29 protein-coding genes and 3 pseudogenes are annotated in these 26066 nt (G+C 33.9%); 22 read left to right on the plus strand and 10 right to left on the minus strand.

What is annotated here, in order from left to right; translation table 11 throughout:
* Positions 1-163: 163 nt before the first annotated feature.
* Positions 164-1822 (plus strand): hypothetical protein, encoded by a 1659-nt coding sequence (locus tag ABWU50_RS03720; protein WP_353275310.1) that lies wholly within the window; start codon positions 164-166, stop codon positions 1820-1822.
* Positions 1823-1889: 67 nt separating this feature from the next.
* On the opposite strand, the gene ABWU50_RS03725 is transcribed toward ABWU50_RS03720, so the two are convergent.
* Positions 1890-2102 (minus strand): hypothetical protein, encoded by a 213-nt coding sequence (locus ABWU50_RS03725; protein WP_353275312.1) that lies wholly within the window; start codon positions 2100-2102, stop codon positions 1890-1892.
* 26 nt (positions 2103-2128) lie between these two features.
* On the minus strand, positions 2129-2839 hold the full coding sequence (gene ccmC, locus ABWU50_RS03730) for a heme ABC transporter permease CcmC (RefSeq protein WP_353275314.1): 711 nt from the start codon (positions 2837-2839) through the stop codon (positions 2129-2131).
* 150 nt (positions 2840-2989) lie between these two features.
* Here ccmC and ABWU50_RS03735 point away from each other — a divergent pair, with 150 nt between their 5' ends.
* The 3 genes from ABWU50_RS03735 to ABWU50_RS03745 all read left to right on the plus strand — a co-directional run bounded on the left by ABWU50_RS03735 (position 2990) and on the right by ABWU50_RS03745 (position 4370).
* Positions 2990-3808 carry a pyruvate, water dikinase regulatory protein gene (locus ABWU50_RS03735; protein WP_265025584.1) on the plus strand — a complete coding sequence of 273 codons (819 nt, stop codon included), beginning with the start codon at positions 2990-2992 and terminating at the stop codon, positions 3806-3808.
* Between the two features lie 69 nt (positions 3809-3877).
* On the plus strand, positions 3878-4006 hold the full coding sequence (ykgO, locus tag ABWU50_RS03740) for a type B 50S ribosomal protein L36 (RefSeq protein WP_006279631.1): 129 nt from the start codon (positions 3878-3880) through the stop codon (positions 4004-4006).
* 49 nt (positions 4007-4055) lie between these two features.
* Positions 4056-4370: an FtsB family cell division protein gene (locus ABWU50_RS03745; protein WP_264732344.1), complete on the plus strand. Its 315-nt coding sequence runs from the start codon at positions 4056-4058 to the stop codon at positions 4368-4370.
* 295 nt (positions 4371-4665) lie between these two features.
* Here ABWU50_RS03745 and ABWU50_RS03750 read toward each other — a convergent pair whose 3' ends face one another.
* On the minus strand, positions 4666-5595 hold the full coding sequence (locus ABWU50_RS03750) for an AEC family transporter (protein WP_353275316.1): 930 nt from the start codon (positions 5593-5595) through the stop codon (positions 4666-4668).
* A gap of 466 nt (positions 5596-6061) precedes the next feature.
* On the opposite strand from ABWU50_RS03750, the gene ABWU50_RS03755 reads away from it, so the two are divergent.
* The gene (locus tag ABWU50_RS03755; protein ID WP_353275318.1) at positions 6062-7225 is read left to right on the plus strand and encodes a multidrug effflux MFS transporter; all 1164 of its coding nucleotides are present in this window, start codon (positions 6062-6064) and stop codon (positions 7223-7225) included.
* A gap of 28 nt (positions 7226-7253) precedes the next feature.
* On the opposite strand, the gene prfA is transcribed toward ABWU50_RS03755, so the two are convergent.
* Positions 7254-8333, minus strand: coding sequence for a peptide chain release factor 1 (prfA, locus tag ABWU50_RS03760; RefSeq protein WP_353275319.1), 1080 nt, complete (start codon positions 8331-8333; stop codon positions 7254-7256).
* Positions 8334-8436: 103 nt separating this feature from the next.
* Between prfA and yihA the strand changes: the two genes are divergently transcribed.
* From yihA to ABWU50_RS03790, 6 genes are all read left to right on the plus strand, one after another.
* Positions 8437-9033 carry a ribosome biogenesis GTP-binding protein YihA/YsxC gene (gene yihA / locus ABWU50_RS03765; RefSeq protein ID WP_410542069.1) on the plus strand — a complete coding sequence of 199 codons (597 nt, stop codon included), beginning with the start codon at positions 8437-8439 and terminating at the stop codon, positions 9031-9033.
* 4 nt (positions 9034-9037) lie between these two features.
* The gene (argB, locus tag ABWU50_RS03770; RefSeq protein ID WP_353276352.1) at positions 9038-9949 is read left to right on the plus strand and encodes an acetylglutamate kinase; all 912 of its coding nucleotides are present in this window, start codon (positions 9038-9040) and stop codon (positions 9947-9949) included.
* 426 nt (positions 9950-10375) lie between these two features.
* Positions 10376-10558, plus strand: a complete 183-nt coding sequence (locus ABWU50_RS03775; protein ID WP_353275322.1) for a hypothetical protein — start codon at positions 10376-10378, stop codon at positions 10556-10558.
* The gene (locus ABWU50_RS03780; protein WP_353275324.1) at positions 10551-11210 is read left to right on the plus strand and encodes a RadC family protein; all 660 of its coding nucleotides are present in this window, start codon (positions 10551-10553) and stop codon (positions 11208-11210) included. The genes ABWU50_RS03775 and ABWU50_RS03780 overlap by 8 nt, the downstream gene beginning before the upstream one ends.
* A gap of 102 nt (positions 11211-11312) precedes the next feature.
* Positions 11313-11648 (plus strand): helix-turn-helix domain-containing protein, encoded by a 336-nt coding sequence (locus tag ABWU50_RS03785; RefSeq protein ID WP_236514288.1) that lies wholly within the window; start codon positions 11313-11315, stop codon positions 11646-11648.
* A gap of 1 nt (position 11649) precedes the next feature.
* Complete coding sequence (locus ABWU50_RS03790) at positions 11650-12012, plus strand: helix-turn-helix domain-containing protein (protein ID WP_265037035.1); 363 nt, start codon at positions 11650-11652, stop codon at positions 12010-12012.
* A 180-nt stretch (positions 12013-12192) separates the two neighbouring features.
* On the opposite strand, the gene ABWU50_RS03795 is transcribed toward ABWU50_RS03790, so the two are convergent.
* Both ABWU50_RS03795 and ABWU50_RS03800 read right to left on the minus strand, forming a co-directional pair.
* Positions 12193-12747, minus strand: coding sequence for a hypothetical protein (locus ABWU50_RS03795; protein WP_353275326.1), 555 nt, complete (start codon positions 12745-12747; stop codon positions 12193-12195).
* Entirely contained in the window at positions 12726-13274 is a 549-nt protein-coding gene (locus tag ABWU50_RS03800) for a hypothetical protein (RefSeq protein ID WP_353275328.1), read from the minus strand. The genes ABWU50_RS03795 and ABWU50_RS03800 overlap by 22 nt, the downstream gene beginning before the upstream one ends.
* 177 nt (positions 13275-13451) lie before the next feature.
* Here ABWU50_RS03800 and ABWU50_RS03805 point away from each other — a divergent pair, with 177 nt between their 5' ends.
* The 8 genes and pseudogenes from ABWU50_RS03805 to ABWU50_RS03835 all read left to right on the plus strand — a co-directional run.
* A complete protein-coding gene (locus tag ABWU50_RS03805; RefSeq protein WP_353275330.1) occupies positions 13452-14396 on the plus strand; it encodes a hypothetical protein in 945 nt (314 codons plus the stop codon).
* Positions 14397-14447: 51 nt separating this feature from the next.
* Positions 14448-14777 (plus strand): helix-turn-helix domain-containing protein, encoded by a 330-nt coding sequence (locus ABWU50_RS03810; RefSeq protein ID WP_353275332.1) that lies wholly within the window; start codon positions 14448-14450, stop codon positions 14775-14777.
* 22 nt (positions 14778-14799) lie between these two features.
* Positions 14800-15174, plus strand: a complete 375-nt coding sequence (locus tag ABWU50_RS03815; RefSeq protein ID WP_007549999.1) for a helix-turn-helix domain-containing protein — start codon at positions 14800-14802, stop codon at positions 15172-15174.
* A gap of 297 nt (positions 15175-15471) precedes the next feature.
* Positions 15472-15603: an ankyrin repeat domain-containing protein gene (locus ABWU50_RS03820; RefSeq protein ID WP_007551899.1), complete on the plus strand. Its 132-nt coding sequence runs from the start codon at positions 15472-15474 to the stop codon at positions 15601-15603.
* Between the two features lie 9 nt (positions 15604-15612).
* Positions 15613-15819 (plus strand): ankyrin repeat domain-containing protein, encoded by a 207-nt coding sequence (locus ABWU50_RS03825; protein ID WP_353276300.1) that lies wholly within the window; start codon positions 15613-15615, stop codon positions 15817-15819.
* 59 nt (positions 15820-15878) lie between these two features.
* Positions 15879-16055, plus strand: coding sequence for a hypothetical protein (locus tag ABWU50_RS03830; RefSeq protein WP_214241706.1), 177 nt, complete (start codon positions 15879-15881; stop codon positions 16053-16055).
* A 50-nt stretch (positions 16056-16105) separates the two neighbouring features.
* Positions 16106-16298, plus strand: a pseudogene (locus ABWU50_RS06865) (hypothetical protein); the annotation flags it as partial.
* Between the two features lie 205 nt (positions 16299-16503).
* Positions 16504-16695: pseudogene (locus tag ABWU50_RS03835) on the plus strand (hypothetical protein); the annotation flags it as partial.
* Here ABWU50_RS03835 and ABWU50_RS03840 read toward each other — a convergent pair.
* Positions 16652-17663 (minus strand): IS630 family transposase gene (locus tag ABWU50_RS03840; RefSeq protein ID WP_353275335.1). Its coding sequence is split into 2 segments (ribosomal slippage): positions 16652-17200 and positions 17202-17663, totalling 1011 coding nucleotides; the frame shifts between segments, so codons are not numbered across the junction. The pseudogene ABWU50_RS03835 and the gene ABWU50_RS03840 sit on opposite strands and share 44 nt — an antisense overlap.
* Before the next feature lie 137 nt (positions 17664-17800).
* On the opposite strand from ABWU50_RS03840, the gene ABWU50_RS03845 reads away from it, so the two are divergent.
* Entirely contained in the window at positions 17801-18001 is a 201-nt protein-coding gene (locus ABWU50_RS03845; protein WP_265026708.1) for a DMT family transporter, read from the plus strand.
* Between the two features lie 21 nt (positions 18002-18022).
* Here the strand turns inward: ABWU50_RS03845 and tnpC are convergent.
* The 3 genes and pseudogenes from tnpC to ABWU50_RS03860 all read right to left on the minus strand — a co-directional run bounded on the left by tnpC (position 18023) and on the right by ABWU50_RS03860 (position 23383).
* A pseudogene (gene tnpC / locus ABWU50_RS03850) lies at positions 18023-19338 on the minus strand (IS66 family transposase).
* Positions 19339-19811: 473 nt separating this feature from the next.
* Positions 19812-21902: a hypothetical protein gene (locus ABWU50_RS03855; protein ID WP_353275337.1), complete on the minus strand. Its 2091-nt coding sequence runs from the start codon at positions 21900-21902 to the stop codon at positions 19812-19814.
* Between the two features lie 8 nt (positions 21903-21910).
* Complete coding sequence (locus ABWU50_RS03860) at positions 21911-23383, minus strand: hypothetical protein (RefSeq protein WP_353275338.1); 1473 nt, start codon at positions 23381-23383, stop codon at positions 21911-21913.
* Between the two features lie 409 nt (positions 23384-23792).
* Between ABWU50_RS03860 and ABWU50_RS03865 the strand changes: the two genes are divergently transcribed.
* Positions 23793-24698 (plus strand): DMT family transporter, encoded by a 906-nt coding sequence (locus ABWU50_RS03865; RefSeq protein WP_353275339.1) that lies wholly within the window; start codon positions 23793-23795, stop codon positions 24696-24698.
* A 47-nt stretch (positions 24699-24745) separates the two neighbouring features.
* Positions 24746-26053 carry a UDP-glucose dehydrogenase family protein gene (locus ABWU50_RS03870; RefSeq protein WP_353275341.1) on the plus strand — a complete coding sequence of 436 codons (1308 nt, stop codon included), beginning with the start codon at positions 24746-24748 and terminating at the stop codon, positions 26051-26053.
* Positions 26054-26066 lie beyond the last annotated feature (13 nt).

Below are 26066 nucleotides of genomic sequence, written 5' to 3' on the forward strand. Positions count from 1 at the left end.
ATACATAAATATTAATGCAGTACGCTACAAATGGAAAGAGAAATCTGCGCCTTTCCTGCACCTCTTAAATAAAGAAATATACTGTCGATTTTCTTAATATATTACCAAATTATTCATCATTATATGATATAACTTACAGCATATTTACAGTAAGGTGTTATTTATGAAAGAGGCAAAAGGAAAAAATAATAAGAGTCCAGTAGTTAGATTAAAGGCCACAGCTAAAGAGTTCAATTTTAGTAAATTAAGAGCAGGTCAAGATAATGAATTAGCAAATTCTGGTGAAACAATGTTCTTAGATTTTCAAAGGATGAATTTTATTATTAACGGAAAAGAAATAGATAAAAATCTTATTATTGCATTTAAGGAAGGAGCTAAGCACCGCAAAAGCGAACTTTTTAATAGTGATGATATATATAATGACGAAATATTTAACAAAAAAGGAACAAGAGAAATAGATACGGATCATGGCAAAGCTTTTGTTGCTTCAGTACTCGAAGATATTGAGAAAGAGCTTGTAAGTAATGCATTGGGTGAGCTATGGAAAAATCACTGTGAAAATCCCAAAACTGCCAATCATCAAAAAACCGATTCATATAAGAAAGAATTTGAAGAATTTTACAATGCTGGCCAACATCTATTACCAACAGAGAAAGATGAAAACAAAGACTACCGTTCCTTTGCAAAAGAAGTTTTCAAGAAAATGTTCAGATACGCTGGGGCAGAAGTTCCAAGTAATGCTATTTTAGAAGAGCTAGTCACCAATTGTAATCAAGCAGGGTATGAGGCTGCTCCATTTATACAAACCCAACTTGCACTTGGACAGTCGTTCATAGTAGAAAATCCTAAAAAAGTAATAAATATTGATTGTGCTAACCAAAATAATGTAAGAATTAGATCTGACATGAGGCTACCAATACTCTCTGTTAAAAATCAAGTTATGCATGGTGATAAGATATGTGATCTGTCTAACTCATTAGAATTTACACTTGAGTCTCAAGATGGTAAAGACTTTGTAACATACAGAGATGGTAAATTGTCACTTACTATTCCTAAAGAGTTAAAAAATTATAAAGATAATGGCAAGAGCTTGTTTGACATTATTAAAGAATATTTTCAGAAATTCTGTGCAAAATTAGGATTTAAACCTGAGACAAAAATACAAATAGAGCATAGCTTAGGTACTCAAAGTAACTATTTAGATGGTACAATATCTACTACAGGATCGGATGCAAATAAAGAGTTTATCAATCTTTTAAGCGAAAATCTCAGAGGGAGGTTATTGGAATCAGGAGTTGCTTTAGGAAATGAAGATGTTGATGGTATTGTTGAAGTCAGAGTATCTACAGTTATGGATCTGTTGAGTAATTATGCTAAATTGGAAGATAATAAAGAAAATAGAGAGTTATTAACAAGTGAAGTAGCAGATAATTTAGGGCTTTCCACTCAAGATAAAACAGCATCAGAAGTATTGAAAGAATTTGATGATGAAATAATAAAGTTAATGCATACAGAAGGTATAAAGAATAACATAGGTCAACATATAATGGAATTAGGATCTTTACCTTCTTTGATAAAAGGTCAGGTTAATCATAATCAAGTGCAGTCTGTTGTAAATACTTTTATTAAGTTAATTATTGAAGGGAAAAGCGAAGTATACAAAGAAAAAAATGCAATTAATGCAATTCATCAGAAGATAGATAAGGCAATTGTTCAGCAAGAAAAAAGAGCAACCAACAAACAAGATATAGAAAATGATAAATGGACAGATAGAATCAAAAAACAGAAATTATCTGTGGAATCACATGAACATTTACTTTAAAGATACTGGTAGGCTCCTTGAATATTTTAGAGTTCATGGTTGCAACGGTTGCTATTTTACAATGCACCTAATCGTAAAAACTACGTGCCGTTGCATCATATGTTTCAAGAACGTTGGTAAAATGTTCAAGTTGATCTCGATTCAATACCTGATCTATTCTAGTTAGTTGGTCATTGCTGCTTTTAAAATTAGTTAGATCACATAACATAGCACGTTCTTCAGTTTCAGCAGGCAAGTATTTAAAGTGACCAAAGATATTTTGCCTAATTTTCTCTAGCATATTTACCTGTATATTTACAAAGCTACCTAATACCGCACACTAATTTCTCTCTTTATCTTATATAAATTAATTAAGTAAAGCGAATACAGTATCCACACTACTAAAAAAAATGTGGCACAAAACATAAACATTACAATGAGTGGAAACAGCAAAGAACTTTCTATTGCTACTCCACCTCTTCTCAAAATGCTTGCTGGCTGATGGAGAGTAGACCATAAATTCACAGAAAATTTTACTACGGGAATATTTATAGCACTAAAAATGGCAAATACTGCTGCTGATTTTTCTGCCCTCGCTTCATTATCAAAAGCGCTCCACAATGAAAGGTAGCCAACATATAGGAAAAATAAAATTAGCATTGAAGTAAGCCTTGCATCCCATACCCACCAAGTGCCCCAGGTTCCTTTTCCCCAGATGCTACCTGTGATTAAGCATATTGCAGAAAAGACTGTCCCTGCAGGAGCAGCAGCATGTGCCAAGACACTAGCAATGCTATTGTTCCACACCAATGAAATGAAACTAAGTGATGCAATGAGTCCATATATTCCAAGAGCAAGCCATGCAGAAGGCACATGAATGTACATAATTCGTACAATTTCTCCTTGTTTATAATCTTCTGGGGAGAAGAATAACGCTAAAAACATTCCAATTAAAAAACATGCGAAACAAATAATCCCAATCCAAGGTAGTGCTTTTTTAGAAAAAGAAGTGAAATTTGTAGGCTTTAATAAAAACATTCGTTTTGAGAATAATTGTGTTAAGAATTTACCAATTAGTTTGAGTTTTATCAACAAGATAGTTTTTCTGCATTGACATAGATTAACAAATTAGCACAATTTCAGTAGCCGATTGCTTGCTATTATTTTTAGTATAACACTATATAAAACATGACCCTTAAAAAGCTTAATTTACACTTAGTATCAGATTCAAGTGGTGAAACTGTTATATCAGTTGCAAAATCAGCCCTGAAACACTTTCGTTCTATAGAAACGATCGAATATGTTTGGTCTTTTGTAAAAGGAGAAGAGCAGATTGACAAAATTCTGGAGGAAATTAATAGGAAAAGTGATGAGCATAATTTTGTTATATGCACTATTACTGATGATGAGCTAAGAAAATATCTAAAAGATAACTGTATAAAGTTGAAAATTCCCTATAGAGCAATATTATCACATATTATTAGAGAAATTTCGTCCTATCTTGAAATTGAAAAAGACGAAAAGCTTGACTTGCATACTGAGATAAATAACGAATATTTTCAGCGCATTGAGGCAATAAACTACACTATTAATCATGATGATGGGCAAAATATTCAAGATATTGATAAAGCAGATATAATTTTGGTTGGAGTTTCACGTACATCAAAATCTCCCACCAGTACGTATTTAGCTTATCGAGGCTATAAGGTTGCAAATATTCCTTTTGTTAGTGGAGTACCCTTTTATGTCGACTTGGCAAAATTAAAAAATAAACTAACGATAGGGGTAACAATAGACGTAAGTAGGTTAATAGAAATACGCAAAAATAGACTTACTTCAATTAACAACGAAGATAATAATATATATGCTAACCCTGAGAAAGTAGAAAAGGAAATTAAAGAAGCAGAGGAACTATTTAAGCAGAATAACTGGCCAATTATTGATGTCACGCAAAAGTCAATCGAAGAAGTATCAGCAACAATTATACAGTATTTTAATAAAATGTGAAAAATTTATCAATTGACTAACTCTCTGTAAGTGATCATAATGTAAGGTAATTTAATTCTTACTATAGATATGAAAGTCAAAGGGTCGCTAAAATCTCATCGTAACAGAGATAAAAATTGTAAAGTTGTGAAAAGGGGTGGTAAGATTTACATTATAAACAAGGTAAAGCCAAGGTGTAAAGCGCGTCAAGGTTCTTAGCTTTTTGTTCACCTTTTCATGTTATACATTTCTTATATGTGAAAGTACGGTGTTTATACCTAAAAAGAAGCAAAAGTTACTGTGTTTAAGTGCAGCCTTATTCATTTCTTCTCTTACATTATATTTTAGCATTAGCACAATTACAGGTAAACGTGGCTTATTGACGTTAATCGACTTAAAAAAAGAGATTGAGTACAATAAGCTTTTGCTAAAGGATGTCTCTTCTGAAAAGGAAAAGTTGGACAATAAAGTATTTGGCTTATATGAAAAAAGCTTAGATTTAGATCTGCTTGATGAGCAAGCAAAAAATGCTTTAGGTTATGTGAACCCTAATGAACTTATGGTTGTTCTTGACATGGAATAGCAGTAGACTTCTTGCGTTACCTCCTGTCATTCAAGCCCCTTTCTTGTCATCCCAGTGCCCCTATGATGTCATTCCAGTGCTTGACACTGGAATGACATCATTATAGAGTGAACCAGTGTCAGCTACTTTCATGACACCATTCTTTTTTCTGGATTCCAGTGCCAGTTACTTTCATGACACCATCATAAAGTGAAACTAGATTCCAGCGTCACGCGCTGGAATGACAAAAAAGAGTAGGTTTTTTATGTGATTATGCAAGAAGCTAGTGTAAATTTAAGTTTTATCTACCGCTTGATCAAAAAAGAATAAGTTTAGTAAAAAATAATGATATTATTAGTGGAACATAAAATAGTCCCACTGCAGTACTAATTAGAAGCAACAGAGTAGCTTTATCTGGTTGATAATTCAAAATATTAGCAAGTATTATACTGGACCCAGAAACTGGAATAATAGCCAGCAACATCAGTGCTTTATATATACTCTCGTCGTATACACCTATAACATGTTTGTCTAGAAGGACAATTCCTAAAACAAACAGTGGCCAGAATACGTACTTTGCTGTAATAGTGATCAAAGCAAGCTTCCAATCCACTTTAAAGCTTGTAATATTTGCAATGCTCACTCCAAGTAGCATCATCCCTAATGTGACAAATGTACTTCTAATATTCATCATAACATCTGTTAAAAAAGTAGGTATTTGTATATCATATATACTTAAAAAGAAGCCCAGAACCATCGTATAAAGCGAAGGAAGTTCGAACAACTTTAATATGCATTCTTTTGCGGTATAAATACCATTTGCAGCTATGTAAAATCCTAAGCTATTTTCAAACAACGCCATTCCTATATAACAAACAACATATACAGATACTGAATCTTCATCAAACAAAGCCATGGCAATCGGCAGGCCAAAATAACCCATACTTGTGCTGCCCGAGCTAAACGCTAATATGTTTCTCGTGTTATCCTTAAATAAAAAAGAAGAAAGATAATACACTGATAAGGACATAGTGCTACCTATAAACCATATCAAAATCGGCAGAGAAATTACTTTTAAATTAACTTCTGTATGAGAGACTCCATATAAAATCACTATTGGATTAGCTATATAAAAGAGTATTTGAGATATAGTGTTTCTGTCAATTTTAAGACATTTTCCTGATAAATAACCAATAAATATTGTAATATAAATAGGTAGTATTTTTAGGAAAAGAGTAAGGAACATACTAGCCTATTGTGATACTTTTGACTGATAAAGTGATATTAGATCTTAAGGTATTATAAAAGTAAACAAAATTTATTTTCCAATTTATCCAGCTCATAGTTAATTAAAAAAGATTCACTTAGTGTCAAAATTTGTTTTTACATAAGACTTAAGAATGACATTTTTATGATAAAATTATGTTAAGTTTCTATAAAGCTCCTTGCATATTTTTGAATAATGATGAAAAATTAAACTGCTTGTGGTAATTTAGACGGACTGTTGAAAAAGTAAGAGGAAATAAGTAAAGTTAGGACAGAGAGTAAGGGCTTTAACATAGTTGTCATATTTTGCTTTAATTAACCCTAGTGTCCAATTTACCCACCATAGCTTCACATGAGGTGTTTCTAACCATTTTAATAACAGTAAAAAATGTTCTTCTTTCAACGCTTTAAATGTGATATTTTTATTCATTAATTAAAAATTTCAAATGTTACTACCCTTTCTATTAATCCTGTCTCTAATTGCTAAGTTCATTGAAATTGACATTTCCGTACCTAGTTTTCCTGATATGGTGCACTATTTTAACATATCAGAAGGCACAATTCAATTAACTATTGCTTATAATTTCCTAGGCTTTTGCATAGGAGGGTTGTTTTTTGGTCCATTGTCTGAATGCTATGGCAGAAGAAGGATTATGATCATAGGTAACACTTTGTTATTAATCGGCGCTGTTGGTTGTGTTTTTGCACCGTCGATTTTTTTGCTTTTAATTTCTCGCTTTGTTCAGGGCATTGGTGTTAGCACATCTGTAGTTGTGTTTGCAATCGTTGCAGACAGCTACAAAGGCGACGAAGCGGTGAAATTTATTGGAATCATGAATTCTGTTCTTACAGTTGTCATGGCAATTGCGCCAGTGTTAGGCAGTTTCATTAATGAAATTGTAGGATGGCGTGGTAATTATGCAACTGTTGCAATACTTTGTTTGATCTCTTGGGTTTTGCTGCTTTTTCTGTTACCAGAAACAAAAAAGGATCGCGATGCTTTCAGTTTGAAAAAAATAATGAAAGATTACAGAAAACTACTATCTAGTCCGAGGTTTGTTACGTTGTCTTTAATGTCAAGCCTCTTTTCTGCCGCTTATATGTCATTCATCACTTGTGGACCTTTTCTGTATATGAAGACTTTTGGTCTATCTAGCACTATTTATGCACTACATCAAGGTGCAATAGTTGGGTGCTTCTCACTAATTAGTCTATTTGCTGGCAAAATCTTACAGAAACTTGGAGCAATATGGTGTGTAATTTCTGGTACGAGCGTGGGTGCTATTGGGTCTCTATTGCTTGTAATATTCAGTATAATTGTACCCCACTCTTTCTACTTAGTAACACTGTCTATGATTATTTTTTCTATCGGTTATGCAATTTGCCAGCCAGTGATTTTTAATGCATCAATAAATGTTTTCCCTGAAATTAAAGGCACAGCTTCTTCTGCAGTCTCGTTCATTAGAGCTTTTATCATGGCTATTTTTATCGGCTTAACAAGCTACGTTTACAACGGTCAAGCAATTAGTGTAGCTGTTCTTGTTCTATCCGCGATAGTACTAGAACTTGTTTTTACTGCCTGTTTATTGTTTTTAAAAGATCCGGTATAATTAATGATCTTTTTACAGATGTGAGCGATTAACTTTCCCCGGCCAATCTTTCTGCTTCATTACGTGAAATTAATGCCTCAATAAATTCATCTAGTTCACCTTCTTTTATAATCTGCTCTAGCCGATGTGAAGTTAGATTAATTCTGTGGTCTGTTATTCTTGATTGTGGAAAATTATATGTTCTTATGCGCTCGGAACGATCACCAGAGCCAATCTGACTTTTTCTCATTGTTGACCTTTCCATTTCTTTTTTTTGTCTTTCAATTTCGTATAGCCTTGCCCTCAATACTTTAAGCGCTTTAGCTTTATTTTTGTGCTGCGATTTTTCATCTTGCTGTATTACAATTATCCCTGTTGGCAAGTGGGTGACCCTTACTGCGCTGTCAGTTGTATTCACTGATTGCCCTCCAGGACCACTGGATCTATAAACATCTATTCGTAAGTCTTTTTCTTCTATTTTAAAGTCAACTTCTTCTACTTCAGGTAATATCGCAACAGTAGCGGCAGAGGTATGTAACCTTCCTGAGGATTCAGTTTCTGGCACTCTCTGTACTCTGTGTGCTCCTGATTCAAATTTCAACCTTGCAAAAACTTCTGTTCCATTAATGAGTGCAGAAGCTTCCTTATAGCCACCTATACCTGTATTAGAAATGCTTATTGGCTCGAACTTCCAATTTCTTCTTTCTGCATATTTTTGATACATACGAAATAACATTGCTGCAAATAATGCTGCTTCTTCTCCTCCTGTACCTGCTCTAATTTCTAATATTGCATTTCTTGAGTCATCTTCATCTTTAGGCAATAATGCTAACTTTAGTTTTGCTTTTACTTTTGGTAATAATACCTTGTGCTTTTCGAAAAATTCTTCTTTTGCTAACTCTTTTATATCACCTTCGCTGTTTTCATCCTTCATTATTTCTTCTAAATCTGAAATTTCCTCTTTCAGCGTGTTATATTCATCAATTATCTTGATTATTGGCCTGAGCTCAGAGTATTCCTTTGAAAGGGTAATGAATCCTTTTTGACTTAAATTGGTAAGGTTTTCCAAGTTCCTTTCTATATCATTAAATTTTTTCTTTAAGTCTTGTAAATTATTCTCTATATTCATATAGCACAGATCTAGTATTTTAACTAAGTAATATATACTGAAATAAAAAATTTCTTATATCAAGCAATAACACTATAATATATCTACTACCTTCTACTTGAATATAATGGCAAGACAGATAACATCAAGCTGCAATTTCATATTTGGAGCTTCGGACATGAAATCATTACCAGATGAGTCGGCTCCAGAGATTGCGTTTGCTGGTAGATCAAATGTAGGAAAATCCAGTCTGATCAACTTACTGATAAACAGCAAAAAAGCTGCCAGAGTTTCCTCTAAACCTGGATGTACTAGACAAATAAATTTTTACTCTATGTACAATGATAAATTCAGACTTGTTGACCTACCAGGGTATGGTTATTCTCATGCAGGTAAGGAGGAAATTATACAATATTTAAACTTAATTGAGTATTATCTAATTCAAAGAAAAAATCTAAGAAGAGTGTTTGTGTTGATAGATAGCAAGGTAGGATTAAAAGAAATAGACAAAGACTTCATTTATTGGTTAATATATAATAATATTAACTTTAACGTTGTGCTAACAAAAATAGATAAAGTGAGTCAAAAAAGCCTAGATGCCATTCTAGAAGATACTCAAAAATGGATTAATAATGAGAATGTGTCAATTCATCAAATAAGCATCCGTATTAAGCATAAAATAATCAAGGTAAGAGATGAGTTTTTCAAGTTTACAAGATAAAAAAATGAAAAGTAGTGAATTTTTAAAGGGTGAAGTATCATTTGAACAAAAAGCAGAAATATTACTTGAAGTGCTGTCTAGCATACCTAGCTTTGTGGGTGAAACTTTTGTCATTAAATGTGGCAGCGTAACGATCTCAGATGAAACACTATTCTATACTTTTGTGCATAATGTTGTCTTATTAAAGCAGCTTGGTATAAATCCGGTGATAGTTCATGACGGAGAATATGAAATTAACTCAGTGTTAAAAATGCTGGGTATGGACAGTAAGTTTGTGAATGGTATCAGACTTACAGACAAAGACACTATGAAAATCATTGAAATGGCACTGTGTGGTTCAGTTAATAAAAAAATTGTTCAGCATATAAATTCTGCTGGTGGTTCAGCTATTGGATTATGTGGAAAAGACGGCAACTTAATAAAAGCTGAAAAGATAAGCGCTATGCTTAAGGAAGACAGATCAAATAACATCGAAAAAATACTAGACATGGGATTCATCGGTAGGCCCACTGAAATCAATCCTGATATATTATTTTTTATTGAAGAATCAGATTTTATACCAGTTATTGCACCAATTGGTCATGGAAAAAATGGGGAAACATATCATATTGATGCCGATAGCACTGCAAGCACAATTGCAATTGCAGTTTCTGCATCTAAAATGATAACCTTTAGCGATACAGGTGAAGAAATAGATAAAATTGGTGGCAGGAAGATATCTGTTAAAAATTTAAATGCATCGATTGATTGTGGCAAAATTCAAGGAGAAAAATTTATTGGAAGGCTTATGGCATATACTAAAATGGTAGAGGAATGTGCTGGAGTTGTTCACATAGTTGATGGTAGAATACCTAACATTATGCTTGATTTATTTACTGAGAATAATTCAAGCATATCAATTGTGAGTGATTTATAACTAGACAACTACACGAATAGACTTCTTGCATAACCATATGACGAACTTTTCTTGGGAATAGAAACGAAAAAACTTACTTGACAAACTCCGCCAGCTCCCTTATTATGGCAGTAAGGGTATTTATGACTCAAAACTTGTTTTTGACCTGCAGGCTCAATGACAAAATTCAGTAAAAAAATTAGGGTATTTTTTGGCGGATTACATAAAATTATAGCGGCTGCATGTCTTTTAAATTTTTTCTACATTCAGCCAAAACGCGCTTAAACTAAGCGTCAGCACATTATTACAGCGCCACTTACAGTAATATAGAGTCAAAACTCGCACCACGGGAGTTCTTTGCCTTTTTTTTCATTTGGTAAATTTCTTAATGTTTGTAGCTAAAAGAGCCCAAGAGAGGTGTCATCCCGCTGCTTGTTAGCGGGATCTATGTTAAGAGATACCGCGAATGAATCGCGGTATGACGTAGGACTGCTGTCATCCCAGTGCCCAAGCAACAAGGACAACATTGCAAATTTAGAGTTCAAGAGGGTTATTCCTCGAGAACTACTGCGTCAGAAAGCTGGCGTTGAATTTGTATATAATGTTGATCTTGGAGGTTTTTATGAATAATAGTGAGAGAAAAGAGAAATTAGAAACTCGTATTCTATCAAGCAGAGGTAGGTCTTTGCTTGACCATGAGCTACTGGAACGTAATCTATCTGCATACACAGAAGGAAGAGAAGTTGCCAAAAAGCTAATGGAGCTCTTTAGTAGTTTAGGAAGGGTAATTAATGCTGATCTTCACGAGCTAAAAAATGTTACAGGAATGAACGATGGAGCAATAGCAAATATCTTTTGCCTGAAAGAGATTTTCGATAGGATATTGAAAGGTAAGTTAAAAAAGCTGTCGATTCTTGATAATAGAGAAGAGCTACTAAAATACTTTAAAGCAGCAATAGGACAGTCAAGAAAGGAAAGCTTACGAGTGGTATACTTAGATCGAAGTGGTCATTTAATATATGAGTATGTTCAAGACTGTGGAACTATAGATAGAGTGCCTCTATATGTGAGGGAAATAATAAAACAGGGATTACTGATTGACGCAGCATCTGTTGCAATTTCACACAATCATCCAAGTGGAGATATAGAACCTTCAAAGGAGGATGAGGATAACACACTTACATTAGCTGCAACCTGTGAAAATGTAGGAATGAAATTAATAGATCATATAATCGTAACACAGAAAAGCCACTTTAGTTTTTATGACAGTGGTTTATTGTAATCTGTAGACCGGAAGGAAAGTTCTCCAACTTTCCTTCTTTTTTTCACTTTATAAATTAAAAAATTCAATATAAGCTTGAACAGCTAAAATTAGTAATGAAAGGTGGAATTAGGCAAAAAAATAAAAGAGCTTAGGTTATACTGTGGTTTAACACAAACTGAGTTAGGAAAAAGAATAGGTGTTTCATATAGGCAGATACAAAGGTACGAAAATGGTTCAAACCACATTTTGGCTAGTAGACTATACGACTTAGCAAAAGCTCTATCGATTAATGTGGCTGATTTTTTTACTGATGTGCATGACGACTCACATGAAGCTTATGATGAGGAGATATTAAAATTAGTCAAAGGATACAATGAAATTAAGAGCAAAAGGTTACGTAGTGTAGTTTATATATTGGTAAAATCTTTTTCTCAAAGTATATTATCTGATACGTAAAATGACCATACAACATCCTATCGATAAGCAAATAGGTGAAAGAATAAGGAAAAGAAGGCTAATATGTGGTTTTAGCCAAAGGGACTTAGGAAAAAAGCTTGGAATTTCATTTCAGCATATACAAGGATATGAAACTGGAGAGGTAAGGCTTGTAGTTGATAGATTGTATAATTTGGCAGAAGCTTTGTCTGTTGATATGTCATATTTTTTTACCAAAGCCTCTGAAGACTTGCATGATAAGGCCTTCCGTAGCGATGTGGGCAGCGAAGAAATATCAAGATTAGTAAGAGAATATAGAAAAATTAAAGATGAAACATTGCGTGATATTGTGCATTCAGTGATAAAGGCTCTTGCTAACAAATAGTACAAATTTTAAAGTTCAGGTGTTTTTTATAATATAAAACACTTCTACAAGCAATACTAATTAAAGTAAATTATTTATGGTAAATTTGATTAAGTTTTAAAAACTACTTTACTTTGTAACAGTTAACCATTTATTTCTGATAGACAAGTGGCTATGTTTCACATAGCCACTTGTCTCCAATCAAGAACGTCCTACGGATGTCGTTTTGTTGTCTTTTAATTTATTCACCCAAGAAAAGGTCTCACTACTTTTAGAATTTTGGTCGCCCCACCTTCCACATCTAGTAAAACTGCCTTTTTCTACTGCTTCTTTAACAGACATTCCACCAAATAAACAACCCTTTCCTACGATTTCTCCTATTTCTTGCAACTCGTTCCACATTTCTTCATCTTCTACCTCAATTTGTACTTGATGATAGTCTGCTGTGTCATGATATACCATTAAATTTAGCTCTCCTAGGCTAGTATAAAATGTGACTGCAAAAGCACTGTTATCCGATATATCCACGTAGTCTCTTTCACCGCCTTTCCCAGTTTTGACTTCAACTTCACCATCACCTATTTTTATAATATTGCCACCAAGGTTTAAGTCTCCTTTACTTAAGCCCAAATTTTTTGCACCTTCTACAACTTTGGCAACATCAACTATGCAGCTATGTGAAAATTCCATATAGAAGGTCTTATTATCGATTTCTACATTTTCAACAGTTCCTTCTATAGTAGCGTTCTCTCCCACTTCCCTGAGTTTTGTGAGCCTACTATATATTTGTGGCTCAATTTTTTTTGCACCTTTTGATGAATTTCAGTCATTTTCTTATCAACTTGTACATTAAAATCTGCTCCATTTAATGCTAACTTGCTGATTATATCCTCTTGTTTATTCCCTTTGAATTCATCACGATACATCTTAAACATTGTAACGTTAGCGAAGCCAAAGCCATCTTCATTGGCAGCATTTATTCTTATTCCTAAGTCCAAAGCTTCATCGATAACTTTACTTAACTCGTTTATATTTTTAGCTGCAATAGCTTTTTCCAGGAATTCATTTAGTTTCATATTTTCATATTCACTTAGTCTTATCCTGCATAAAGCTGATCGAAATGGATTGAGCTCCTCAGGATATGTTAAGACAGGTAATTTACTAATCTTTTTATTCGCTGTTGGAGCAGCTTTTATAAAATTAGGTAATAACCCTTCTTTTGCTATTCGCTCTACCGCTTTTAACATTTTACTAGACAATTTTTTACCATTTATTTTTTTCATTGTAACCCTCACTTAATTTCATTACTATTCGATCATATCGTGATAAATATTATTTAATTGTCAATATTATACGACTTATTGATTTACTGTATGTTATAATAACAAGTTTTGCGGGCATTTACACTAGAAAAACACATCTTGTAAAAATTATTTCAATTTCAATAAAAGTTGGGTATTGTGATTGTAAAACTGAAAGAAATGGATCTCTTGTCTTACTCCACTGAAAAGTTGAAGAAGCATTGTCAGCTACTTGATAATGAAGAAAAAATAATTCTATATGAGCAGCTGCTAGACAAGGCTAAAGACATACTTGAAAATTCAAGAGATAATGTTTCTGAACTGAAAAAGATCAGTAAAGCTGCTGTAGCAATAGAGGAAACCACCGATAAGCAGTTACTAGAAAAGTTTAATGATGACCACCCGCTAAGAGAAGTGGACATTTTAATCTACTCTCCTCAGGGAAATACTGAATATCTATTCAGCATAGATAACTCGTCAGAGCTTTATGATTTAAAAGAAGATAAGGATAAAGCTCTTTATAATGCAGTAAAATCAAATGATGTTGAGCTTGTAAAAAAGCTGCTAATGATCCTTTTACCTATAGAAGTAGGTAATTTTGATGTAGAATACTTGGAAGAATTGAAAATATTGCTGTCAGGAATTCAAAAAGAATTGCAATTATCACAAGATATGAAAAATTATCTTGTGAAGACGATAAAGTTCTATAGTTTTTTATGTAGTAATTTTAGCTTATTAGTTGCAAATCCTACTGATGTAAAAGCTATGATCAATCTATTTGCTACTCAACCAAATATTGATTACCAAATAGATAAGCTTCTGCTTTCTTTTATTGTGAGAGATGTTGAGGAAAAAAAGCTAAATTCTGAAATCAAACACATGATAGAGCTTCTTGAGCAGCATGAAAGATTTGCTGAGCTCGAATATAAGGTTAGAAGATTAAGATCAGAGTTTGCATGTGGCAAAAGCAGATATTCGGCTGAAGTAATACGAAATAGCATTGCAGAACGAGAAAAAGAGATGAGGGAAATTGAGAAAAAATACGTAAGGCCAAACGATTTAATTAGCGAGAGGCAGAAATTATTAAAGCAATTACTTTGCTAGCTTTTTTTCCACTTCATAAAATTTGTTGTAAATTTGAATAAGAGGTGAAAAGTGCAATTAGGTAAAAAAATAAAACAACTTAGGTTAGATCGTGCTTTGACACAGACCGAATTGGGAAAGAGAATAGGTGTTTCGTATAGACAGATACAAAAGTACGAAAATGGTTCAAATTGTGTTTTGGCCAGTAGATTATATGATTTAGCAAAAGCACTATCGATAGATGTTGCTAACTTTTTTACTGATATGCATACTGACTCACATGAAGCTTATGATGAAGAAATACTAAAGTTAATCAAAGAATATAACGAAATTAAGAGCAAAAGGTTACGTAGTGCAGTTTATATATTGGTAAAATCTTTTTCTCAAAGTGATAATACATAGTTAATATTATCTGATACGTAAAATGACTATACAACATCCTATCGATAAACAAATAGGGGAAAGAATAAGGAAAAGAAGGCTAATGTGTGGTTTTAGTCAAAGAGACTTAGGAAAAAAGCTTGAAATTTCATTTCAGCATGTACAAGGATATGAAAGCGGAGAGATTAGGCTTGTAGTTGATAGGTTATATAAATTAGCAGAAGTACTATCGGTTGATATGTCGTATTTTTTTACCAAAGCCTCTGAAGACTTACATGATAAGGCCTTCCATAGCGATGTAGGCAGCGAAGAAATATCAAGGCTAGTGAGGGAATATAGAAAAATTGAGGATGAAACTCTGCGTGACATTGTTCATCTAGTGATTAAGGCTCTTGCTAATACAGGCTTTAAAGCATAAATTCTCTCCTTGAATTGTTGAAGAAAACTTAAACTTTCATTTTCTTCATCATTTCGCTTTTCTTTCACTTTGATTCGTGTAGTTATACCCTACACAAAGTATAATGTTTTAAAAATAAAAACCTGCACCATAAAATATTGAGATTTAGAATATTAACTTATAAAGTCTTTTCGGCAGTTTTAGTGAGGGTTTATTAGCAAGGATGTTGGAGGTTAGAAATGACTATATCTGAAGGTGTAATACAGCGTATAAGGCATAATGATAAGAACGCGATAGGGGGATGATTTTTTGGTCAAGGTGGCTGTGCACCATCCAGCTAAGTTTGATAGCTTAGAAGTAACAAAATTTTTAGTAAATAATAAAGGTGTAAGTTTTAACGCTAAAACTAATGACGAAAACAAGCCTATTCATATTGCAGCTGATTTTTGAAATATCGATATTGTAAAATTTTCTCTTAATAAGGGAGTAGAAGTTGGTACAAAAGGTAAAAACAATTGGACTCCTTTGCATTATGCTACCAATAAAGGATATCTAGGAATTGTAAAGCTTCTAATAGAAAAGCAACAACAAGAATCATTTATTAATAATTCTAAAACTACAGATCAGTCTACTATGCTGCCAAGGAAGGACATTTACCATCTGTAGAATTTCTCATAGAAAAAGGAGCAAGAATTGATATTAAAAATTCCAATAATAGATCACCATTGGAACTTGCAAATGATGGAGGACATGAAGAAGTTGAAAATTTACTAAGAAATGAATTACTTCTTGATGCTGTCAAGAGAAAAGACCGCAGTGGAGTAGAAGCTCAACTTGATAAAGGGGCTAATGTTAATTATGTACGTCGAGAAGATGGCTGTGCACCATGCTGTCAGTTATAACCATGAAAATCTTGAGTTTGTGAAGTTCTTAGTAGGGAAAGAAAAGGTGAAATTATTTAGCACCAAAAATTAAAGAAGATGTAATAAATGGGAGACAGCCAAGAGGCTTAAAATTAGCTGATTTGAGAGAAATACCGATGTTGAGGAGTGAAACAGGTGGAAAAATTCTACGGTCTTAATTTACAAAAGCAACAGTATGTGCTAGAAGGAGCTGCTACAAAGGGTCATGCCAAAAGATGTTGAGGAAGTCAAATTTGATATAAATCAATGTTGCAGAAGCTGACACTCAATTATGTGAAAATATCAGTGTAGATAGTAAATATCTTAGCATAATTAGTTTGGATGCAAAAGCGGTAAAAAATGCCTCCTATGTTCTCCCTTTAGCTGAAATAAAGACATAGACCCGCTGCAAAAGGAAAGTTGCTGTTTTTATCATTTTTGTTTTGCAGCAGGTCTTTTATTGGAAGATCATTCAGCTCCAGGAATTGCATTTAGCCTTAAAAATTTTGTCAGAATTTCTTATGCAACCTTACAGAAACAATTAAAAATAAAGTACAACAGTATTATTAAAGCGTGTAAAATGCTAATACCAATTCTCATTGTTGGTCAGTCAAATAGGAGACATTGCAGAGTTGTTTAATTGTGGAGCTGGCAAGAGAAGTAATAAATTTGCACAAAGCACCCTCAAGCAGAGCAATTGTATCGTATATTTTATTGCGCAAAATGTTCTGTTTTATGTATAACCAAAGCCTCTCAACAGGATTAAGTTCAGGTGAATATGGAGGTAGGTATATAATCTCAATATTTTTAGCTACCTTTAAATTTTTTGACTTATGCCAACTAGCACAGTCCATAACAAGAACAGCTTCTCTTGTCCCTAGATATTGCGACATTTGCTCAAGAAATACATTCATGCAATCAGTGTTAACATTTGGTGCAAATAAGCTAAAACTCTCTCCATTTTTAGGATTAACTGCACTGTAGAGATAAAAATTATGCCTACCTAATTTTATTTTAACCCGAGTCCTAGTGCCTTTTTTAAACCATCCATGCCCAACTTTCGAATGTGTGCCAAACCTTGATTCATCAAAGAAAAATAGCTCTTTTTCTGGATACTTGCCAATAACTTCATTGAGATTTTTTTTTGAATTCCTCTTGTTTACTTTTATCTTGTACGTTGTGTACTGGTCTTGGTGTAATATATGAAAATTTCATCTTTTGCATATGGCAGTGTACTGTAGATTTGCTGATATTTAATCCGAACTTTTCCTGGATTCTTATTCTCATTTCTTTAATGGTAATATTAGGATTTTCTTCTATACATGCTTCAATTTGCTGTATTTGAGCCTGATTTAATTTAGTTTTTCTACCGCGTGATGGAGGAGCAAACAGTTTTTCTTCTCTGCCAAATTTCAAGAGTTTTATCCACGAAGTTAGTGCGCTTCTTGAAATGCAATATATTTTTGCTACAGCCGTTATACTATGCTTTTTTGCCGCAATTACAGCATTTAGTTTTTTTGAAACATATGCATTGTTCCTTACTTTCTTCAGCATTTCTTTTGCTGATTCTACTACTTTTTCATCCAATAATTTTGATCTTAATGCCATTTAAACCTCGCTACTTCACTTACTTTAGTATGGCTTTTTTTCCATTATTGTCTATCCGTTCTTTGTATAGTGGGAATTGGTATAAGTGAACTTTTAACATTCTTATGTATAATATATCAGTAAGATGGAGTTAGTGTATGGCCTGGGCGTATTTGCTATTAGCTGGTTTGGTTGAGATAATATGGACCACAGCACTGAAATATAGCAATGGCTTTACTCGTGTTATACCTGTAGTAATTATTTTAGTTAGCGGTTCTGTGAGTCTTTACTGGCTATCGTTAGCAATGAAGTCTATTCCCCTTGGTACATCTTATGCAGTTTGGACTGGTATAGGGTAACCGTTCACGGAGTATTCCCAATTAAGAAGGAATAGCGACTAAATTCTGTAATTTCTGGACAGGGTTCTGATTATTCAAACGTGAAGTCAAAAATATCGAGAGCATTCTTTCAACGAACTTTTCTCCACGTTTTGACCAAGTGAAAAAGCTATTTTTACGATAAATGACATACCTTCTACCTTGACGTTCTGCAAGATTGTTTGTTGTCTCAATCAGATCAGGACTTCGCACAAATTTCCACATCATATCTTCAGAACGCAGAATATTGGCAGCCATTCTCGAGGCTTGAGTTCCTTTTGCAACCCTTGTTATCTTTTGCAAAAAATATTTCACCCTTTTTCTAATCTTTCTCATTAACCAACAAAATCTTAAATTATCTATCAGGTTTTGTTTACGTGCTCTATCTATCACAAACACTCTATTGATCAGCGATTTTAATGCTGCGCCGATTTGACTCACTTCAACATTTTTACTGAAGAAAAACCTTTCAAAGTCCCTTGCTAAGTGGGCCCAGCAGATCTGTCACGACTAAAGTAATTATATGCAGCATACCTATCGCTTATCTTAGTACTCTGGTAATAACCTTTTCAACACTTTCTTTCCGCGAGATCCAACTAACTTCATAAGTGTTGCTGTTTTATTCGTTACTACCCAACCTTTCTTTCCCTGATTTCTATTGGCTCGTTTCATCTATGTGCAAATACTTACTCTCGTTCAGCTCTTCTCTTATTTTTTCGTATTCTGATATACATTTTTCTGATACTTTACCCTCAGTTTTGATATCAAACCTAGGCTTATGTTCAGATTAAATATACTGCTTAAAATCTGTTGTACTTCTCTTTTTGAGTTGATAAAAAAGCCAGTAAAGCTGCTGATTATCGCTTCGGCATTGGGTCTCAAAAGATTCCAATCAACACCTTCAGGTAGACTAGCTGAGATCCTTTTCTTACATGCCTTACAGTAACCTTTTTGCAGCATATACTCAGTTACTATTGGCTTAATTTCTGGCAGCTCTACCTTTTGGTGTATAGTGTCTTCTTCTAAAATAACTTGGCCTCCGCACACACAAATCGAATCAATCGAGCACTTCACAATCTCATCTGCTTCCATTAACTCTCGCTTGTGCGCTTCATGTCCTGGTTGCCCTCCTGGATTCCTGTTACTCTTCTTTTTTGTTTTTTTACATCTTGTGATAGTGGTAGAGATAAATTTTTTGAATTTAAACCCAGCTTGTCTTGTAACTCTATTACTTCCTTTCTAAGATTTTCTATCTCCGCTTTCAGATCGGCATTTTCTGACTCTAACACCACAATCTTCTCTTGCAGCACTTCTATAATTAAACCCTCTCTATCTAGCTTATCTTCTCTATACCACTATACCATTTTTGTAAACTACTTTCTTATATCGTGAACGGTTACTAGAAAAGCTTTCGAACTACGCAAGGGTATCTTTTTGCCTTTACTATTTCTTTATTGTTTTAAGGCAACTGTCTGAGCTCCTCTGCCTTAGCATTATATCTCCACTTTCTGCAAGTTATTCCATTAAGTAGTAAAAATATTAGACTTGCTGCAAAACTAAGAAAAAAAGACCAAAGATAGAGCAGATTGAACTTACAGTAAAAATAGAACAAAAAACTCCAACAATAAATTGTACAAACTTCATCAGGTTAACTTTAACTTAAGAAAACATAAATCAAATTTTCTTGCTAAAAGACCTTACTTTTTCTCCAACCTTACTCAAACGCACTCTAGCTTAATGCATAATTTTACCCATAAACAACCTTATCTTTGGTACTTTTATTAGTTACAAGTCATCTAGAAAACCCAGATGCTCTACGAAGCCCACCAATCAATATCAGATCCTGCTCTTGTCCTATAGCATTCAATATAGCGTATAACAAAACCATCGCATCTCCCCCAGTAATACGCTTGCATCCTCCACAAAATTCGTATTCACTTAACTGTCGATTTGCCTCCACCCTTTTTCGTTCAACTTGCTCTGCGGTGTTAGCATACTTCAACTCTATTCCAATTGGATGAGTATCATCATTTTCCGCAGATTTTGATAATACTAGGTCTATTTTCCTTCCTCTCTGTAGCTGGAACTCAATAATTACCTTGGCAGGATTACCGCAACTTTGAAATATCCCACGCAACAAAGCCTGAAATTTAGCTTCATTGTTCACGAGTAGACGGTTTCCATTTAATAACGGAGACAACAGACGAGAAATCTCATTAAATAAAACTTCATACCTAGCCCTGTACTCACCATTAACATTACCATCATTACCAAAATTAGGCTCAGCACTCATCAACTGATCTGCAAATTGATGTAAGTTCCTAACATTACCCATTTGTTCTGAAAACCTTCCCTCGAAATAACCTTCACTATGAGAACGTGAGTAAGCACGTAGTGATTCGAATTTCTTTGCATAAGCCACTTCCAGATGACCCTGGACATCTACTTCACAAAGTACTTGACGCACCTTAGCATCATCTGTGGCTTGAGGTAGTAACGACAGGTTCAATGCCTTATCTGGTAAAGTCTGCCACTTTAAACGACGAAAAATGTGAAGCACAACAAAACCAATATTTGATAAAAATAGAGCTAAAGTTAACGCATGTCTTACAATATCTGCTGCATCTCCCCTACCACCTGTACGTTTCATTTTCTCTCCCTGAGAGTGGTTAAATAGATACTTGGTAACCCTTACCTCCCGCCCATCATCTGTTTCTAAGTCCCTCCTTGTAGATAAAACATTTCCAAAAACAAACGATGACGTACAGGAAAAAGTATTACAATGAGGAGATTGAGTGAACTCTGATGCTATGGGTTGTAAAAAACGTTTTACATTTCCCCTAACTCCATTTCCATGAGGATGTAGTAAACCTGGTATTAAGGAAAGACCACCTTCTGAAAAGGCCTGCACAGAAGTTCGGAGACCAGCACCTCCACGTAATTGAAAATTTAACGCTACACAAACAGCACTTGGTGATGAGGTATGAATAGGCAAAGACGAAACAGAACAACTTTTAGCATAATCTTTAGCTTGCTCTAACCCTTCCTCATCACCAACCTTCAACTCAATTATAATTGGAACCGAATCATTTGCCTGATCAACACCACGAACAAGCAAAACAACATCTGCATAACCTTTTCCTATAAGTAGCTCTGGGTAGAAATCAGCCACAGCTCGGTATCTAAAATTTACTAAAAAACCACACAGAAAACCGTGGTAATCAGACTCTGCACGAAACACTAAACTATCTTCATGTTCATCATGGATATCAATAACATATTCCAAAATTCTTTTAACATTAGTACGCACTTCTCCTTCATCATCATTTGCCAACTCATTCATCAGGTCTAACAATTCACCTTGTTCTCTGATTGGGTTAATTTCATGAAAAATTGGAGCTCCAGGTTCATCACGTTGAGGAAATCTATCTATTTCATGAATAAACCTACATTCTTCTCCAAACCGAAATATTTTATACTCTTCCCAGTCCAGATCCTCACCTTCCTGTAATTCTTGTGGAAGATTCTCTGCTACCCACTGCTTCTCTTCTTCGCTAAACCTTGATCCAGGGCTGTTCTCATTATCAGCAACAGTATAACACCTGACTATTCTTCTATTTTCTTCATTAGTGAGAACAGCAACTTTTAGATTTCCACAATTGTCAAAACGAAAATAGACTCTTTCATCTTCAACTAATATACCTGCATCATGTGCGGTAGAAAACATACCAAAGAAGAATGTAGGAAAAAAGCCAGGCTTATTAGCCGAATGCAAAAAAGATGCACAGTTGTTTAAAAAACCTACAAATTGTCTACTAAACTCATCACAACCTCCACTTAATAAAGCCCTAACTAATTCACGATCTTCACTATTACTATGCATAAATACTCCTATTTGTTAACAACTGCAGCAGGCGAAATACTAACACTAGTACCCACTAACGTAGATTGAGGACCTTCAGAACTAGCAGAGAATAAACTCAAGCTTTTCTCCGATTTGCACAACTCTTCTATTAAATTAGAGGAGCTAGTTGCACCTATCATCTTAGAATCCCTTGTTTTGTCTAAACTATTTGCTATCCTCTTTTTTAATGATTCAAAGCTTTTGTCTGAACAACAATCTTTAGCAAACTTTAAAATACTCAAGACCAAATCAACTTTTTCACCATCGCCAGCACTTTGAGTATCCTTGCTGCTCTCCTGATCTACAATCAAATTTGAAATTGCATTTTCCATTGCAACAAAAGCAATCCTATCTTTAAAAGGATCGACAACATTTATTTTATTTTGGTTAAATACACTAGATTCCCAAAGACTGCTAATAGCTGACCTTGCTTCATTCCTGTTATCCAAGTCATAATCTTTAGAAACTACAACAAATGAAAGCGATGATAGAAGATGTGCATATCCTCTAGGTGAAAGCATTTTCTCTACTTCAGATCTTGAACATCCCTCGCTCAAGTACTGGATAACATACCTAGTTGTGTAAAGAAAACCGTGCTCTACTAAGCAACTAAGAGGACGATAGATCACACCCCTATCTTTCTTATTCGGTAGCCCGAGTAGTGACTTATGATCTACTTTTGCGCTTATGACTTTACCTAGAATGGAATTTAATGTAGCAGCAAGTTTATAGCTAGATTGCAATGGAGATAATTTTGCAATAGCAGAAACTAGCAATTTTTCTCGCCCTTCTTTCACTAATTTTTCTTCAGAACACAGACGATTATAGAAGTGTTCCACTCCCTTACTCCACTTGAAATCTACAGCCTTATTAAATCCATCTTCTGCTTCTATATTTTCTCTAAGGTTACCTGATTCTTGATCAATCCAGAAATTGAAAACAGGATCACGTCTTCCCATGGAACTTAACAATTCAACTCTTGCAAGCTCATCACTGCAGGCTAAATTCCTATCTTCCTCACATGCGCCTTTATGAGATAAGTCAGATCTAAAAGACTCTAACGCCTTGTCAAATAATTGCTTAATTTCACTCTCTACACACTCAATACATGCTATTTTATATATAGCAAATGGATTCAACACACCTGATTTAGCTAATTCTCCTACCAATTTAGCAACATCTAGTGTCGCACCTGACCAACAAGATTCATCACGAAACGCATTACATAAGAGGTCCGATTGCTCAACGGTTAGACCCTCTACTGTTACAGGGCGAGCCTTGACCCATTCCTCAATAGCTGAAGTTCTATCACCTTTAACAACATCCTTCAGCTTACTTATTACTTTGCTAGAGATAATCTCTTTATTTTTTTTAGGATCAGAACTGAGACGAGATCTTTTGCTTGGGCCTGCATTACCCTTCAAATCTTCCGTTCCACGTTTAGTTTTACTTTTTGGCATCTAATTACCTCAAAATCAAATATTCAATGAAGGTATTATACAAGCATTAGAATAATATACAAATCGAAAAATTAGTGTGCACCTAAATTTAAGCAGTAAGTATAGACCTGCTGCAAAAGAGGAGATATTTAAAGAGAGATGTAGCAAGAGGGAATGAGCTTAAATTATCAAATTAACGTTATTCTACTTTACCTCACTAGCATTTTCCTTACCTTGAGCCTTACTATTACTCACAAATATAAACGTTCGTTACATAGCTCTTAATATGTCTACAGAGACGAAATTTCCCGAATTATTTATAATGGACCCTTACGATCACATTCTGGGGACGTACATCAGAAAACTTTTATATTATTAGTTTTGTAGTAAAATTATATGAGTACATCGTATCTATTAAATCAGAAGCTTTATGGATTACAGATTGAGAGCTTATTTGTTTGGGGTTATCTGGTTTATACTTAGCTTACTTAGTAGTGTAGCTAATGATACTATATCAAAATATCTAAGTTTACATCTTCAGAGTTTTGAAATAATTTTTTTCCGCTTTCTGTTTACCACTATTACCCTTGTACCTTTTATGTTTTACTATGGAATAGAAGCTTTTAAAACAAGTCAAATATCTATTCAAATAACTAGAGGAGCACTGTTGTTTTGTGGAATGGTCTTATGGACCTATGGATTGAGTACTTTCCCCATAGTAACTGCAACGATTATAAGTTTTTCTATACCATTATTTGTTATATTTCTTGCAATCCCTTTACTAAACGAAAATATAATTTGGCAAAGATGGATAGTAACTATTATTGGTTTTGTTGGTATTGCTATTACTATCAAAGCTCATAGTGAAGACTTTAATCCTAAAATTCTTATTTTTATTGTATCTGCATTAATCTTTGCTATATTAGACATACTTAATAAGAAACTTGTGATAAAAGAGTCAGTAATAAGTATGTTATTTTATTCAGCTCTAATGACAACTGTTTTTTCTACTCCACCTTTGTTATTTTATTGGCATATGCCTTCCTTGTTGGAATTAGTATTACTGCTGATTTTGGGAATTAATTCAAATCTAATTTTGCTCTTTATGTTAAAAGCTTTTACTCTTACTGATGCTACTGCACTTGCACCTTATAGGTACATAGAGCTAATAATTTCTGCAATAGTAACATACGTTATATTTAATGAATTACCTGATAAAAGTGTTTTACATGGTACTTTGATATTAATACCGTCAACCTTATTTATAGTTTACTCGGAAGGTAAGGCAATTAAGAAAAATAATGTAACAACAAAAGTTTATGACTCTCATTGTTAATGGTATTTATTTTAGATGCTAAGCTATATTTTTAAGGTGATAATAAAATGCACATAACTATTATAGGAGTAGGGTATGTAGGCTTAGTATCTGGTACAATGTTATCGGAGCAGGGCCATAAAGTTGATTGCATTGACATAAATACTGAGAAGATTGAACTTTTGAAATCAGGGAAAATTCCTCTATATGAACCTGAATTAGCAGATTATTTAGAGAATAATATAAAGTCACAAAGGATAAGATTTTTCGATTCGTATTTTCAAATAAATCCCAATACAGAAGTAGTATTTATAACTGTAGATACTCCATCAGACTCCCTAGGAAATGCAAATTTAAAGAATGTATATAATGCAGTAAGTGAAGTTTCTGAGAGAGTTAATCAAGATTGCTTAATAGTGATAAAGTCAACTGTTCCTCCTGGTACTGCAGAAAATATATATAATTATTTATCTAATAAGGGCTATAACTTTGATTTGGGGGTTAATCCAGAGTTTCTCAAGCAAGGCTCTGCAGTATCAGATTTTTTATACCCAGATAGGATAATAATAGGAGTAAAAACTAAGCTAGCTAGGGCAAAACTAGAAGTTATATATAGATCATTTATAGATAAGAATATTCCGTTAATAGTCACTGATACAGTTACTGCTGAAATGATTAAATATGCTTCTAATGCTTTTCTAGCAACAAAGGTTGCTTTTATCAATGAGATGGCAGATTTATGTGAGCTATTAGGAGCAGACATTGACCTTTTAGCTAACAGTATGGGAATGGACCATAGAATAGGTAAGGAATTTCTCAAAGCTGGTCCAGGATTTGGAGGATCATGTTTTCCTAAAGATTTATCGGCCTTAATAAGGCTTGCTGAAGATCACAATGTCAAGCTACAAATTTTAAATTCAGTTAAGGAATCTAACTATAATCATATAACAAACATTGCTAAAAAGGTAGAATATCTATTAAATGGAGTCCAAAATAAAAAAATAGCAATATGGGGGCTAACTTTTAAGTCTGGTACTGATGATGTAAGAAATAGCCCAGCTATAGATATTGCACAATTGTTAGTGAATAACAAGGCTAAAATTACTGCATATGACCCAATGGGGATGGATAATGCTAGGCAAGTTCTAAAGGATATAGAGTACGCGGACAATGCTATAGGGGCTGCAAGGGACGCGGAAGCCTTGTTATTGTTAACGGAGTGGAAAGAATTTAAAAATCAAGATTTTGCAAGTTTAAAGAGTATTATGACTGCACCTAATGTTTTTGATTTCCGTAATTTATTAGATAGCGAGCTGTTACTAAGATATGGTTACCATGTTTATTCCTTGGGTAAAAAATCTATCTACAAAGTTTAACTGTTGAGAAATA

Origin of the sequence: Wolbachia endosymbiont (group A) of Pipizella viduata, from assembly GCF_964028555.1 — a bacterium.
In the GTDB taxonomy this organism is placed as follows: domain Bacteria; phylum Pseudomonadota; class Alphaproteobacteria; order Rickettsiales; family Anaplasmataceae; genus Wolbachia.